Source organism: Kitasatospora sp. NPDC023120, assembly GCF_055560835.1.
Window position 1 is genome coordinate 1 of the sequence record NZ_JBVHHY010000037.1, and the last position, 13,730, is coordinate 13,730.

At 70.2% G+C, this 13,730-nt stretch carries 12 protein-coding genes and 2 pseudogenes; 8 read left to right on the forward strand and 6 right to left on the reverse strand.

The features are described 5' to 3' along the window. Positions 1 to 344: 344 nt before the first annotated feature. Positions 345 to 1,040 (forward strand): alpha/beta fold hydrolase, encoded by a 696-nt coding sequence (locus ACZ3TI_RS35865; protein ID WP_465733854.1) that lies wholly within the window; start codon positions 345 to 347, stop codon positions 1,038 to 1,040. A 94-nt stretch (positions 1,041 to 1,134) separates the two neighbouring features. On the opposite strand, the gene ACZ3TI_RS35870 is transcribed toward ACZ3TI_RS35865, so the two are convergent. Then, positions 1,135 to 1,638 (reverse strand): hypothetical protein, encoded by a 504-nt coding sequence (locus ACZ3TI_RS35870; protein WP_465733857.1) that lies wholly within the window; start codon positions 1,636 to 1,638, stop codon positions 1,135 to 1,137. Between the two features lie 451 nt (positions 1,639 to 2,089). Here ACZ3TI_RS35870 and ACZ3TI_RS35875 point away from each other — a divergent pair. After that, positions 2,090 to 2,902 (forward strand): annotated as a pseudogene (locus ACZ3TI_RS35875) (IS1634 family transposase); the annotation flags it as partial. Between the two features lie 597 nt (positions 2,903 to 3,499). Here the strand turns inward: ACZ3TI_RS35875 and ACZ3TI_RS35880 are convergent. Continuing rightward, on the reverse strand, positions 3,500 to 4,108 hold the full coding sequence (locus tag ACZ3TI_RS35880) for a TetR/AcrR family transcriptional regulator (RefSeq protein WP_465733859.1): 609 nt from the start codon (positions 4,106 to 4,108) through the stop codon (positions 3,500 to 3,502). 74 nt (positions 4,109 to 4,182) lie between these two features. Here ACZ3TI_RS35880 and ACZ3TI_RS35885 point away from each other — a divergent pair, with 74 nt between their 5' ends. The 4 genes from ACZ3TI_RS35885 (at position 4,183) to ACZ3TI_RS35900 (ending at position 6,475) form a co-directional block, all read left to right on the forward strand. Next, a complete protein-coding gene (locus ACZ3TI_RS35885) occupies positions 4,183 to 4,764 on the forward strand; it encodes an RBBP9/YdeN family alpha/beta hydrolase (protein WP_465733861.1) in 582 nt (193 codons plus the stop codon). Positions 4,765 to 5,580: 816 nt separating this feature from the next. Continuing rightward, positions 5,581 to 5,862, forward strand: coding sequence for a hypothetical protein (locus tag ACZ3TI_RS35890; RefSeq protein WP_465733863.1), 282 nt, complete (start codon positions 5,581 to 5,583; stop codon positions 5,860 to 5,862). After that, complete coding sequence (locus ACZ3TI_RS35895) at positions 5,859 to 6,143, forward strand: hypothetical protein (RefSeq protein ID WP_465733865.1); 285 nt, start codon at positions 5,859 to 5,861, stop codon at positions 6,141 to 6,143. The genes ACZ3TI_RS35890 and ACZ3TI_RS35895 overlap by 4 nt, the downstream gene beginning before the upstream one ends. Positions 6,144 to 6,154: 11 nt before the next feature. Beyond that, a complete protein-coding gene (locus ACZ3TI_RS35900) occupies positions 6,155 to 6,475 on the forward strand; it encodes a hypothetical protein (protein WP_465733867.1) in 321 nt (106 codons plus the stop codon). A 36-nt stretch (positions 6,476 to 6,511) separates the two neighbouring features. On the opposite strand, the gene ACZ3TI_RS35905 is transcribed toward ACZ3TI_RS35900, so the two are convergent. Next, positions 6,512 to 6,877: a hypothetical protein gene (locus ACZ3TI_RS35905; protein WP_465733869.1), complete on the reverse strand. Its 366-nt coding sequence runs from the start codon at positions 6,875 to 6,877 to the stop codon at positions 6,512 to 6,514. A gap of 774 nt (positions 6,878 to 7,651) precedes the next feature. Here ACZ3TI_RS35905 and ACZ3TI_RS35910 point away from each other — a divergent pair. Further along, positions 7,652 to 7,756, forward strand: a pseudogene (locus ACZ3TI_RS35910) (IS481 family transposase); the annotation flags it as partial. 429 nt (positions 7,757 to 8,185) lie between these two features. Here ACZ3TI_RS35910 and ACZ3TI_RS35915 read toward each other — a convergent pair. From ACZ3TI_RS35915 to ACZ3TI_RS35925, 3 genes are read right to left on the reverse strand one after another with little or no spacing between them, the layout of a single operon-like run. Continuing rightward, positions 8,186 to 8,965, reverse strand: a complete 780-nt coding sequence (locus ACZ3TI_RS35915; protein ID WP_465733871.1) for an SURF1 family protein — start codon at positions 8,963 to 8,965, stop codon at positions 8,186 to 8,188. A 33-nt stretch (positions 8,966 to 8,998) separates the two neighbouring features. Next, positions 8,999 to 9,622, reverse strand: coding sequence for a TetR/AcrR family transcriptional regulator (locus ACZ3TI_RS35920; RefSeq protein ID WP_465733873.1), 624 nt, complete (start codon positions 9,620 to 9,622; stop codon positions 8,999 to 9,001). A 33-nt stretch (positions 9,623 to 9,655) separates the two neighbouring features. Then, positions 9,656 to 11,074: an MFS transporter gene (locus tag ACZ3TI_RS35925; protein WP_465733875.1), complete on the reverse strand. Its 1,419-nt coding sequence runs from the start codon at positions 11,072 to 11,074 to the stop codon at positions 9,656 to 9,658. Between the two features lie 376 nt (positions 11,075 to 11,450). On the opposite strand from ACZ3TI_RS35925, the gene ACZ3TI_RS35930 reads away from it, so the two are divergent. Continuing rightward, positions 11,451 to 13,700, forward strand: a complete 2,250-nt coding sequence (locus ACZ3TI_RS35930) for an MMPL family transporter (RefSeq protein ID WP_465733877.1) — start codon at positions 11,451 to 11,453, stop codon at positions 13,698 to 13,700. Positions 13,701 to 13,730: the final 30 nt, after the last annotated feature.

The following is a 13,730-nucleotide window of genomic DNA, read 5'->3' on the forward strand; positions in this document are numbered from 1 at the left end:
GCCGCAGGTCCCGCAGCGAGCGACGCGATGCGCAACCGCTACGCAACACGGCAGGCCATCCCCGCGGAAGAGGCGTAAGGCTGCTCGGACAGACTCGAGCCGGGCCGGGAAGGGCCGTACCCGATCCACCAGGCCGCACGACTCATCGCCGACATACGCCTGTCTCCCCGCTCCGCACCCTCCCCAGACCGTTGAACGGCCCAACCAACTGGGGAACCGAGAGCGGACCTGGTCGTTTTCGGGGTTCTGGCCGCGATTCCGTGAATGATCTTCGGCTCCCTGTCGTAACGGCGGCTACGTCTACCGTTGCTCGAAAGGCAGCCTAGGCAGACGTGGAGGCAGCAATGAGGGTCGTGTTCGTGCACGGGGCGTGTGTGCGGGACGGGTCGTGGTGGTGGCACCGCACCGCCGAGCTGCTGCAGGAGCGAGGGGTGCTGAGCGTGGCCCCGGCGCTGCCGAGCTGCGGCGAGGCGGGCCTGCCCGCAGGAGCCAGCGGTCCGGGGTTGCCCGAGGACGTCGCGGCGGTGCGGCAGGCGTTGCTGGACAGCGAAGAACCCACCGTTGTGGTCGCCCACAGCTATGGCGGCATCGTCACCGCGGAAGCCGCCGCAGGCGTCGGGTCGGTACGCCACCTGGTGCTGGTCTCCAGCTACCTGCCCGAGGTCGGGCAGAGCCTGTCGGAGTTCGGAGACGGCAGCCCCGCCCCGTTCCTCGACGTCGACCCCGACGCCGGCACCTTCGGGGTCCGCCCCGAGCTGCTCGTGGACACATTCCTGCAGGACTGCGACCCCGAGGTCCAGGCACAGGCAGCGGACCACCTCGCCCGGCAGAGCGTGCAGGTGACCGGGCGGCCAGTCGGGGCGGCCGCATGGCAGCAGGTCCCCTCGACGTACCTCATCTGCGCCCAGGACCGGGGCACCCCGCCGCAGCTGCAGCGCGAGTTCGCCCGCCGGGCCAACAGCGTTGTCGAGCTCGACGCCGGCCACCACCCGTTCCTGTCCCAGCCCGCCGCGGTCCGGGACCTACTGCTGAGCCTGTGACGGCAGTGACGAGATCATTCACGAAATCGCGGACAGAACCGTTTTCGGGGATCCTCATCACCCCGATCGGCCAACCACCCCGGCGGGCACCAGGTCACCGCCAGTCGAGACCCAGCTCCGCGAGCGCGGCCAGCTGCTCCCCGGTGAGCTTGGCCCGGCGGCTCTTCGTGTTGGAGATCCAGACCCCGAGCTTCACCGCACGCTCGCGCAGCTGGGCCTCCTCGCCCCGCTCGATCCGGGGCGGGGCCGCTTCCTCGGAGAGGAGGTCTCCGGAGTCCGCGAACCGCTGCTCGGTCACGGGGGTGACCTGGACGCCCCCTCGCGCCGATGCCGCCGCGAGGAAACGCCCGTCCGGGCGCAAGGCCAGCGCGGGGTATGTCCCGGAGTATCCGGGGTCCGGGGCGAGTTGCTCCGGGGCGGCCGGGTCCGTCGTGTTCCAGGCGACGAGGTAGCCGTCCCTTCCGCCCGCGACCAGGGTCCGGCCGTCCGGGCTGAATGCCGGGCCGTGGACGGTGCCGTGGTCCGCCGCGACGCGGGCGAGTTGCCGCGCCGGGCCTGGGCCGCTCGCCTCCCAGACGGTGACGCCGTGCTCGTCCACGGCGACCAGCTCGTTCCCGTGCGGCGACGTCCCAAGTCGGACAGTGCCGTCGGCGGCGGAGCTGGCCAGGGATTTCCCGTCCGGCCGGAAACGCTAGTCCCGTACTTCGCGGGTCGTTGAATCGGATGGAGTAGTGGGCTCGGCGGTATCCGGGGCGGGGTTGTGGGCGTTACTTGGGCGTGTCGATGACTTCCCGGTCCCCGCGGCCTCGGTCCCAGCGTCAACGCCTTGAGTGTGTGGTGACGTCTGTGGTGGAAAAGCGTCTGGGCGCTCTGCCTGTCGCTGCCGAGTTTCTGCGCCGCCTGGACGTGGCAGGGATCGTCGATGGACTGTGCCCCGGTGGTGCGAGCGCGCACCTGACGCATGGCCAGGTTGTTGAGGCGCGGGTGGCGAACCGGCTGACCTCGCCGGCGCCGTTGATGCGGGCCGCGGACTGGGTCGGACCTGGGCGATGGAGGAAGAGCTGGGCATCGAGGCCGGCCAGCTCAACGACGACCGCCTGGCGAGGGCTCTGGACGCGCTCGCCCCGAATCTGGAGCAGATCGCGGGCACGGTCGGGGCGCGGGCGATCACCGAGTTCGGTATCGATGTCTCCCAGTTGCACTGGGACATGACCTCGATGTCCGTCCACGGCGCCTACCGCGTCGAGGACCAGGACGAGCAGTACCCGGTCATCAAACACGGACATCCCAAGGACCGCAGGGTGGACCTGAAGCAGGTCCAGGCCGGGCTGGCGGTGTCCGGCGACGGCGGGATCCCGGTCCACGCCCGGGTCTTCGGCGGCGGCGCGGCCGAGGTCTCCCAGGTCGTGGGGGCGATGAGGGACCTGCGGAAGCTGGCCGGCGAGCAGGAGTTCCTGCTGGTCGCGGACTCCAAGCTGGTCTCCTACCCGAACGTGGCCGCGTTGCTGCAGGCCCAGGTGCCGTTCATCGCCCCGGTCCCCGCCGCACAGGTCAAGGACGGGTTCTATGCCGCTCTGGACCTGGAGAGGGCCACAGTCGTGGACTGGATCCCGGACCGCGACGCGGGCAAGGACCCCGGTCGGCGCGAGGTCTACCGGGTGCTGGAGGACGTTCACACCCTGAACGGCCCCCGCAAACGGGACCCGGTGCTGACCGTGCGCCGGATCCTGGTCCACTCCACCGGCAACGCCGCAGGCCAGCAGGCCGCTCGCGCCAAACGTCTCGCCCGCGCCACCGAGGACCTGGAGAAAGTCTGGCGCGGGGCCGGCGGCAGGTACTACAACACCCCGGAGAAGATCACCGCCCGCATCGCAGTGATCACCAAGACCCGCCGAGTCGCCTCCTGCCTGCGCACCGAGGTCGGCCAGGACGACACCGGGAAACCCACTCTGGCCTGGCACTTCGACCAGCAATCCTTCCCCGGCCGCAGCGCGGGCCAGCCCCTCCACGAGAGCCTGCTGCGGCGGCGGTTGAACGCGGTCGGCGTGAAGACCCGGCAGGGTCGATGCCGCGGCCATCCCGTCTTCCGGGTAGACCGCGACCGTCACCGCGGTGACACCGGGCCACACCGGCCCGAGCTGGACAGGGAAAGGCTGCATGCCGACGAGCTCGTCACGCAGGGTGCTGCGGAACTGAGCCAACTGCCCGGCGTCGAGGGCGTGGTGGATGCCCTGAACGGTGGAGTACAGCCACTGCTCCGGGATCACGCCGAGCTGCTCACCGTACTGGGAGAGCAGCTCGGCGTGGGCCCGGGCGTAGGCGCGGAACTCCTCGTACTCGCTCAGCAGGACGAGGACGTGCGGAAAGGGCCGCCGTTCCAGACCTTGGCAGAGGTGAAGAAGCTCTCCAATACGGTGTCCTTAACTGAGGCCTCACTGGGTTGGGTGTCCGTCGACGGCCTACCGGCTGTGCCGGGGGCGAAGACCGTGCAGCAGTTGGTCGACGTGGTCCGTGGCCTGGGCGGGTTCGAGCGGCTGGTGGCCGACCAGGAGGCGGTACCAGAAGAGGCCGAAGAGCTGGTCGGTTGCGGCGTCCAGGTCGGCGGTGGGCGGAAGTTCGCCGCGCTGCACGGCGCGGGCGAGCATGGTGAGCACGACGGCCCGCCTGCTCTCCACCCACTCCCGGAACGGCTCGGCGAAGGCGGGGTCGAGCTGGGCCTGCGCCATCAGGCCGCGCAGGGTCTGGAGTCGGAGCGGGTGTGTGGTGACGCCGTACAGGGCGGTGGTGAAGGCGGTCAGGTCGTCGGCGAGTGAGCCGGTGTCGGGTTCGGGCATCCGTTGTTCGACGGCCGTGCGGTAGGCATCCATGACCAGGGGCGCCTTCGACTTCCACCAGCGGTAGATGGTGCTCTTGGCGACGTCGGCGCGGGCGGCGATCCGTTCGATGGTGACGGCCTGGTAGCCGAGTTCCTCGACGAGTTCGATCGCGGCGGCGAGGACGGCGTCGTGGGCGTCCTCGCTGCGGATCCGGCCGCCAGTGCGGCGGGTTGGGGATTGTCCGGTGGGCACCCGAGAACGCTAGCAGTGTGCTACGTTCAATCGAAACGCGACGGATCGTTTTGATTTAGGGGAGTGGATCGATCATGAGCGAGATCGTGGTGTCGCACGGCTACGGCGCAAGCGACGACAGCGTCTGGTTTCCGTACCTGACCGAACGGCTCGCGGCTGTCGGGCACCGGGTCACCGTGCCCCGCCTGCCGCAGACCGCAGCCCCGCGGCTGGAGCCCTGGCGCAGGACCTTCGGCGAGGCCGCCCTGGCCGCCGGCCCCGCGGAGTCCACGGTGCTGGTCGGGCACAGCATCGGTGGTGTCAACGTGCTGCGCTTCCTGGAGCAGCACGATCCCGAGGTGGACGGGGTGTTCGCGGGCGTCCTCCTGGTGGCGACCTCCGCCCACGAGGTCGGCTACGACGAACTCGCCGAGTTCTTCGAAGGCGGCTTCGACTGGGCGCGGATCCGCCGCTCGGCCCGGCAGTTCCGGGTCCTCCAGTCGATGGACGACCCGGTCAACCAGCCCGACCCGACCGAGCACGTCCGACTGCTGGTCGACGGCCTCGCCGCGACCGCCGTGGTGACGCCGAGTGGCGCCCACTTCGGGGCCGCCCCGGACGACCACGTCGAGGTGCCGGAGGCCGTCCGACTGGTCACCGAGCTGCTCGCCGCCTGACTGGCCAGCACCCGAAGCAGGTAAGGATCCGCGTCACCCACATTCCGTGGGGCGCCCCGCTCGGGAGCGTCCCACGGAAACGTGCCGATGACGGCGACCCTTCGGGCCAGGGCAATGGCGGATCTCCGCCGCGGCGCCACGTCTGCCACGGAGTTCCCGGTTCACACGGCCCCTGCAGGTGCTGTCCGAACCCGTGAACATTTCGACTCACCCGCTGGCCTCAGGTGACTCCCGAAGCAGTGAACATCTGCTGTTCGTTCTCGTGGACAGAGCCACCCGCCGGTTCTGGGAGGGCGGCAACGCTGCACACTCCGCTGCGTGCCGGCAGGTGAACGCGCCGCCCATCGTCCCGGATGAGAAGGCCCGCACGGTGACCGCGCGACAGCGGTAGCCATCAGGGCATCAGCGTGTACGTCGCCGCCCGGTGAACCAGGGGCCGAGTCGAGGCTGCCGGAGAGGGACACTGGTACCGGTCCCGCCCATTCTGATCCCCGACTACCACGCCGCCTTACTCAAGCCGGTTGCCGCTCCTGGCTATGTCGGCAACGCCTGAATCTGCCCCATCTGATCCAGCAAGCAGGCCGACACAGTGCACCGAACCATATGGTGCACTGCTCGCACCTCCCGCGAGTGCGGGGCCCACCTACCAAAATTTGGTAGGTGGTGCGACCAGCACACGCACCGGCCGCCGCGCTCGGTCCCCAAGGAGGTCCACCGGCGGATCGTCGGTGCTGGAAGGACCCGGGTACCGGCCGGAGCCTTCGAAGGGGGACACTGGTACCGGTCCCGCCCGCACGAGACTTCCCGGAGGACACGGTGAGCGCAGCGCCCCTGCACGGCCACCACGACGGCAGCCAGCCCATCCCGCGTACCCAGGACGGCGTCGCCGCGGCGTTGCCGCCGGCGCAGCGGATGGAGTTCTACCGGGAGATGGGTGAGGCCGACGTCGAGACGATCGGCGGTGTGTTGAAGCGGTGGTGGCTGCGGGCCGAGCTGTACCGCGACCCGGAGGGCGACCGGATCCATGCCGCCGTCCAGGCCGGCACCGCACCCGGTACCTCTGCGTCTGCGGTTCTGCGTCGTCTCGGGGCCCTGTGAGCGACTACAGCGAGTACGAGGAGGATCCGCTCATCCTCTCCCCGGCTGTCGAGGAGTTCCTTGGTGACCCGGGAACGCCGGCCGACGTGTTCTCCGCTGTGGTGGCGATCTTGGTCGACCTGCGTGAGAACGCCTTCCCCCACCTGAGCATGCCGGTCCCGGGCCGGCCCGGGATGCACTCGGCGCCGCTGCGCCGGGATCTGGGGCTGGTGGAGTACGCCGTGAACGAGGATTCGGACCCGCCGCGGATCTATGTCTCGCGGATCCTGCGGGCGGACTGACCGTGCGAGGTATGACGGAGGTCCGGGACCTGCTGTACGGGCACACCCAGGTGCTGAACGCGATCCGTGAGGACCAGATCGAGCAGCGCCAGACGATGACGAAGCTGGCCGAGGCGGTCGGTGCGCTGGTCGTCGGGCAGGGCGAGCAGACGCGCGTTCTGGCGGAGCACGGCAAGGCCCTGGCCGAGCACACCCGGGTCCTGGAGAGCCAGGGGCAGGCCCTGGAGTCGCAGGGCCGGATGCTGGCGGCGCAGGGGCATGTCCTGGAAGGCCTGGTGGCCGGGCAGGCGGCGGTTCTGGAGGAGCTGCGCCGCTTGGGCAGGAAGCAGTAGAGGCAGAGTGTGGAGCGAGGCCGGCCTCGCTGTCTCTCAGCGTGTCCGCAGATGTTCCCGGCGGGTAGTGACGAGGGCGGTGTAGTCGAGCTGGCCCTGCAGCGCGTCGTCGGCCCACTGCAGCAGGCTGCGGCCGGTGATGATGAACAGGGCGTTCGGCATCAGCCACACCACCCGCTGGATCAGGCGCTCCAGGTCGCGGTGGGTGCGGTCGCCGGTGTGCTCGAAGGTGTCCAGCAGCACCACCGGCACGACGGCCTTCCTTGCGGGCAGCTGGTCGAGCTCGTAGGCGAGCAGGTGCGGGTAGAAGGAGAGCGCCTCGAGGTCCGGCTCCGCCTCCAGCAGGTCGGCGAGCCGGGGACAGTCGGCCAGGGCGCGGGCGGTGGTGCGGCGCCCGCGCACCGCGCGGACGACGGCGGGTGGTGACCTGTCCGACCGCGGAGCCGACCACGCCCGGCAGCGCGAGCTCCTCGGCGGCCTTCGACAGTGCCGCCTGCATCTGGCCGGGCAGGGCCTTCGCGAAGCGGCTCATCAGCCCGGCGCGGCGCAGGTACTCCTCCAGGCTCTCGCCGGGGTGGTTGTGCTCCCAGTACCGGCCGAGCGCGAGGTCGAACGCGGGCAGGGCGCGGTCCAGGCCGGCGAGTGCCAGGCGCAGGGTGAGGACGAGGCGTTCGAAGTCCGTCCCGGCGGAGCGGGCGAGGTCGATGCGGATTGGCAGCAGCCTGGGCGTGGCGGGCCAGGGGGGCTCGCCCCACTGCGCGGGCCGGGACTCGGCCGCGGTGAGCGCGGCTTCCAGCTTTCGCGACAACGTCGTCTTGCCGACGCCGCCGATGCCGTGGAAGACGAGCACGTTGCGCCGCGCCGCCTCGAGGTCCTGGACGTCGAAGCCGGGAGCGGCCACGTGGACCAGGTGCTCGGCGGGCGGGGTGAAGACGAGCTGGCCGGGCTGGAGCGCGGGCGGCAGCAGCGGCCCGGCGAGGCGGGTGATCGCGTCGACCTCCCGCCGGTACTGCGGCAGCGCTGTACGCAGCTCGCGTTGGCGGGCGAGGAACTGGCGGGCTTCCTGGTCGGTGTAGGGCCGTACCTGCCCCGCTCTGGGCCGCCGAGCGCTTCCAGGTCTCACCGACCACGGCCAAACGCTGGGCGGACCGCTACCGCACCGAGCAGGAACGACGCGACGCCTACCCCGCCTGGCTCCACACCGACAATCACCACCGCGGACACACCGCACTCGCAGGCAAGCCGCGCCGCGTCCCCAACCTCACGGGCCAGAACACCTAGCACTGCACGTCCGGTTCTGAGGGGGCCGGGTCACGGTAACGTGACCCGGCTACCCGACCATGGCGGGCATCAGGCTGGTACGGCACGGTGGCCCGCCGCGCCGTTACCCGGGCTGCCGAAGTCGGGGCCGACGTCGGGCCTGACGCACTCGCACTTTGCGCCTGGCGGATCCGTCTCCAGCCCGGCTTCGAGTTCCCGCTTCCGGAGGCCCCTTCCGGGGAGGGGCCACCCCGCCTCACAGGCCACCGCGGGGCCGGACCTGGCCAAGGGTCGTCCAGCCCGGATGGAAGGCCGTGCCGATCCCGGCCGCCCTCGGGCCCCTGCGTTGCGGTGGCGCAGGGGCCCAAGACCAGTACGCATGGCCGAACAGGTCCGGCGTGTAGCGGATTCGTGTCAACTGTCGTGCAGAATTGATATTCTGCTGGCTATTCAGGTCATCGGGGAAGGCCCCGCCAAGCCGAGCGCCCGGTCCCTGGTGACCTCGGCCTCGCGGAGTGCCAGGCGGAACGCCATGAAGATGATGAAGCCCGCGAAGACGAACCACTCCAGGGTGTACCCGAGGTTCTGGAAGGCGCGCAGGGTCAGCCCGCTGTCGTCCTGCGGCCGCAGGTCCGCCACCGAGGTGAGGCCAGCCGGTGCGGTCTCGGCCGCCACCCAGCCGTCGTACACCGGGTAGGGGAGGACATTGACCAGGGCGGCTGGGCTGATGGTGCCCAGTTGTCCGGGCGGCAGGCCCCCGGCGACCGCGCCGTTCTTGCCGCTGTTCTCCGGCGCCTGGAGGCGTCCGGTGACCGTGACCGGGCCGGTTGGTGCGGCGGGTACCCGGTCCGCGGCCGGGGGGCCGGGGGCCCAGCCCCGGACCACGGCGACGGCGGGGCCATCGGCGGTGCGGAGCGGCGTGAGCACGTAGTAGCCTTCCTCGCCCCCGAGGGGGCGCGACGGCACCAGCACCTGGTGTGCAGGGTCGAAGCTGCCCGTCGCGAGGACGGAACGTCCGACCGTGTCGGTGGTCACCATTGGCTGGTTCCCCGTCAGGACCTGGCTGAGGGGAATGGCCTCGGCGACCGGGAGGGTGGCGGCTCGGTGGGGCGCCAGCCGGTCCTGGAACCGGGCGAGTTGCCACGATCCGAGCCAGAGGCAGACCGTGACCGCCGCCAGGGCGACGACAACTCCTCCCAGCCAGCGCGGAGTCAGCAGGAACCGGTACACGGCGTCACCGTTCCTCTGCTGGTCCGCCAGCGCTCAGCCGGTCGGGCGGCGTAGCAGGGAGACGAGGGTCGCCTCCAGTACGTCAAGGGCCTCCTCGGAGGTGAAGTAGCCGGCCTCGACCTGGTCGCCTGCAGCCAGCACCAGGGCGTAGATGGAGCTGACCAGCCAGTGGGCGGGAAGGTCATCCCGGAACGTTCCTTCCTGCCGCCCTCGGGTGATGAGCTGTTCCATTGCCGACAGGATGCCGGTGTGGTGATCTTGGACGGCTTCGGCCGGCAGCGCGCGGCGGGCGGCGTGCAGCATGCGCAGGTTGCGGTCGAGCAGTTGCCAGGAGGACCGGATGAAGGCCAGGAGGGCCTCGTCGGCCGGGCCGTGGGCGAGGTCGGTGGCGTCGACCACTGTGGCGACCTCGGTCAGGGCGCGCTCCATCAGCTGGCTGAGGAGCTCCTCACGCGAGGAGAAGTGCCCGTACAGGGTGACCCTGCCGACCCCGGCGGCCGCGGCGATCTCAGTCATGCTCGCGTTGGGGTTCTTGCCGAAGCAACTGGCGGCGGCGGCGAGGATCGCGGCGATGTTGCGCTCGGCGTCGGCCCGGCGGGGGTGGGCGGAGCCGCCCCGCCGGGCCTTCGCGGCGCCGCTGTGGTGTTCGGATTCCATGAGACGGAGTCTAAAGACCGTGAGCGGTTCCTCTCAGTGGACGTGGACGCCTTCGGGGAGTTCGGCCTTGCCCCGGGGGATCACCATCAGTCCGATGACCGCCGCCACCGCCGCGCTCGCGGCCAGCGCGGTGTAGGCGTTGGAGAAGCCGGCGTCGGTGTGCTCCGCGATTCCGGCCGCCGCGATGGTCGAGACGGTCGCGGCGCCGATGGTTCCGCCGACCTCGTGGAAGGTGTTGACCACCCCGGAGGCGATCCCGGCCTCGTGGTGGGAGATGAAGCCGAGCGCCGTGGTGGTCGCGGAGACGAAGACGGGGATGATGCCGAGGGCCCCGATAGCCATCCCGATGACGATGCCCACGGTGCCGTCGACCAGGGACAGCACGAGGGCTCCGGAGGCCGAGACGAGCAGCCCGCCGGCCGCGACCAGGCGCGCGCCGGCGTGGGCGATGAGGTGCGCCGCGAGGTGGGCACCGATCGCGGTCGCGACGGCGACGGGCAGCAGCAGAGCGCCGGTGGACAGGGCGGACATGCCGTGCACGTTCTGGAGGAAGAGGGAGCCGAGGAAGACGTAGCCGAGCAGCAGGCCCGTGGCGACCAGCATCAGGAACGAGCCGGCGGCGACCGGGCGCTTGGCGAGGATACGCAGGTCCATCAGCGGCGAGGCGGTCTTCCGCTCGACCAGGGTGAACACGGCGTAGAGCACCACGGAGCCGATCAGCGGTAGCAGGGTGGTGGCCGAACCCCAGCCCGCGTCGCCAGCCTTGATCAGACCGTAGATGAGCGACCCAGTCGCCGCGGTGACGAGGACCGCGCCCGGCAGGTCGATCCGGCGGCCGCCGTGGGCGGGCGCGGCGGCGACGAGCCGGGGGATCATGACGAGGATGCCCAGCCCGACCGGGACGTTGATGAAGAAGACCCAGTTCCAGCCAGGGCCTGCGGTGAGCACGCCGCCGAGCATCGCGCCGACCGCGAAGCCGATGCCGCCGAGGGTGGCCCAGACGCCCAGGGCCTTGTTCCGCTCGGCGCCGTGGAAGGTGCGGGTGATCGTGGCCAGTGCGGCCGGCGACAGCAGCGCCGCGCCGACGCCCTGCCCGAGCCGCCCGCCGATCAGGACGGTCGCGTTCCCGGCGAGCCCGGTCACCAGCGAGGCGGTGGTGAACAGGACCAAACCGGTCAGCAGGAGCCGCCGGGCGCCGAAGGCGTCGGCCAGACGACCGCCCAGGAGCATCAGGCCGCCGAAGCAGAGGGTGTAGGCGGTGACCGCCCAGGTCAGGGTCTCGCGGCTGAGGTGAAGTTCGTCGCCGATGCTGGGAAGCGCCACGTTGATCACGGTCACGTCCACGATCAGCATGAACTGGGAGAGGCAGAGCAGGGTGAGCAGCAGCCAGCGCCGTGGGTCGGGCTCGGTTTGCGGATGGGCTTCTGGCGCGGTGTGCGTGGCGTGAGCCATCGGGGAACTCCTATCTCGTACATCTGTGTATGAGTTAGGAATACCGCAGAATCGATAAATTGAACAGCCCTGTATGAGTTACTGTCTCCCCCCGGAGAGTCCGGGTCTGGTGTCCGGGTGGATCGGCCTGGCAGGCATCCCTGTGCCCACGTGGTGTTTTGGCGCGCAGTCGACCCTTGACCCTAAGTGTCATAGTAGTTAAGTTAGACATCATGTTCGAGTTGACGGTCGGTCGGCTACGCATGTCGACCTGACATTGCACCAAACCGTTCGTCCAGCAGGGCCCTTGAGGACTCTCCGTCGCCTGGGCACATCCCAGCCCGGGTCTGCCGAGCCGCCCCCTGATCGTGGGGGCGCGTCCTTGTGAAGGAGCTTCGTGAACGTCATTGCCAGACTGGCCGTGGCCAGGAGAGGCCTGATCCTCGCTCTCACCGTGTTCGTCGCCGCGCTGGCGGGGTTCTACGGGGCGGGCGTCCAGCAGCACCTCGCCAATGGCGGCTTCCAGGACCCGTCCTCGGAGTCGATGCGGGTGGACGACACGCTGGCCCGCGACTTCGGTACCGGGGCACCGAACCTGGTCGTCATCGCCTCCGGCCGCGACGGGCGGGGCCTGGAGGATCCCTCCGTCGTGGACGCCGTCACCGGATTGGTCGGACGGATCCGCGCCTTCGACGGCGTCGTCTCGGCGGACTCCTACTGGACGTCGGGCCGGCCCGCATCGCTCCGCTCCAAAAATGGGGTGAGCGGGCTGGTCGTGGTCCGGCTCGGCGGGAACGAGGGCACCTACCAGGCCACGGCGAAGCGGATCGTGCCCCAACTCCACGACGACCGGCTGGACCTGAGGTTCACCGGCATCGCACAGACCTATGTCGACGTGGAACGCGTGTCGGCCGACGACCTCCAACGGGCCGAGCTGATCGTCGCGCCGATCACGTTGATCCTGCTGGTGCTCGTCTTCGGCAGCCTTGCGGCCGCGCTCGTGCCGCTGCTCGTGGGGGGGATCTCGGTGGTCTCCACCACCGCCGTGCTGCAACTGCTCACGGAGGTCACGCCGGTTTCGGTCTTCGCGCTCAATGTGACCACGGCGCTGGGGCTCGGACTCGCCATCGACTACAGCCTGTTCGTCATCAGCAGGTTCCGGGACGAGCTGGCCGCCGGTCGGGATGTCGGACAGGCCGTCCGGACGACGGTCCGGACGGCCGGCATGACCGTGCTGTTCTCCGGCCTCACCGTGGCCCTCTCGCTCTCGGCGCTGCTGGTCTTCCCGATGTACTTCTTCCGCTCGATCGCCTACGGCGGCATCGCGGTGGTCCTGGTGGCCGCGCTCACGTCGGTGGTCGCGCTGCCCGCGCTGCTCGCTCTGCTCGGCCACCGTGTGAACCGCTTCGACGTGTTCGGGCGCTTCAGGCGGCGCACGGCGAGCGGCTTCTGGCAGCGTCTGGCGCTGGGCGTGATGCGACGTCCGATCCCCATCATGACCGTGATCGTCGGGCTGCTGCTCCTGCTCGGCAGCCCGTTCCTGTCGGCCTCTTTCAGCCTCGCCGACGACCGGGTGCTGCCCGCGGACTCGCCGGCCCGGCAGGCGGCCCAGTACTTGCGGGACAACTTCGACGTGGGGGAGACCAACCCGATTCCCGTCGTGCTGCCCGGGCTGTCCGACGCCGACGCCCCGCAGGCGCTCCCGTCCTACGCTGCCAGGCTTTCCACGCTGCCGGGCGTCCAGCGAGTGGACACCTTGACCGGTTCCTATGCCGGCGGTCAGCAGGTCGCGCCGCCGACGGCCACGTCGGGCCGGTTCACCGCGAGGGCGGGAAGCTGGGTGTCGGTGGTGTCGCCGGTCGAGCCGTACTCACGGCAGGGCCGCGCCCTCGTGGCGGCCGTCCGGGGCGCGGACGGGGCGCCCGTCCCCGTCCAGGTCGGTGGGCAGGCCGCCCAGCTGGTGGACACCACGCACGCCACCGGCGGCACCCTGCCGCTGGCGCTGCTCATCATCGCGGTGATGACCTTTGTGCTGCTCTTCCTGTTCACCGGAAGCGTACTTATTCCGGTGAAGGCGATCCTCTTGAACCTGCTGAGCCTGACAGCTACTTTTGGGTCGATGGTCTACGTCTTTCAGGACGGTCATCTGAAATGGCTTGTCGGCGAATTCGCGACCACCGGTATGATCGACGCGACGATGCCCGTCCTGATGTTCTGCATCGCGTTCGGACTGTCCATGGACTATGAGGTCTTCCTGCTCTCCCGGATTCGCGAGGAATACTTGCGGAGCGGGGACAACACGCACTCCGTCGCGCTGGGCCTGGAGAAGACAGGACGTGTGATGAGCGCGGGCGCCGTACTGATCGGCACGGTGTTCGTCACCTTCGCCTCCTCCGGGCTCACCCTGCTCAAGCTGCTCGGGGTCGGTCTGGCCCTGGCGGTCGTCGTCGACGCGACCCTGGTCCGCGGCCTGCTCGTGCCCGCCTTCATGCGGCTGGCCGGGCGGGCGAACTGGTGGGCGCCCGGGCCGCTGCGCCGGCTGCACGACCGGTTCGGCCTGAGTGAGCATTCCGAGGAGATTTCGGACGCATATGACGGGGAATCGTCCCCGGCTGTGGAGCTGGCATCGGTAAAGCCTCTGGGCTGACCCGGGGCGGGCGGCGCCACGATTGTGCGA

What these genes read in the sequence shown, in the direction of transcription:
- ACZ3TI_RS35865 (WP_465733854.1), top strand. Translation starts at nt 345, where the DNA reads ATGAGGGTCGTGTTCGTGCACGGGGCGTGTGTGCGGGACGGGTCGTGG.
- ACZ3TI_RS35885 (WP_465733861.1), top strand. Translation starts at nt 4,183, where the DNA reads ATGAGCGAGATCGTGGTGTCGCACGGCTACGGCGCAAGCGACGACAGC.
- ACZ3TI_RS35900 (WP_465733867.1), top strand. Translation starts at nt 6,155, where the DNA reads ATGACGGAGGTCCGGGACCTGCTGTACGGGCACACCCAGGTGCTGAAC.
- ACZ3TI_RS35920 (WP_465733873.1), bottom strand. Translation starts at nt 9,622, where the DNA reads ATGGAATCCGAACACCACAGCGGCGCCGCGAAGGCCCGGCGGGGCGGC.
- ACZ3TI_RS35925 (WP_465733875.1), bottom strand. Translation starts at nt 11,074, where the DNA reads ATGGCTCACGCCACGCACACCGCGCCAGAAGCCCATCCGCAAACCGAG.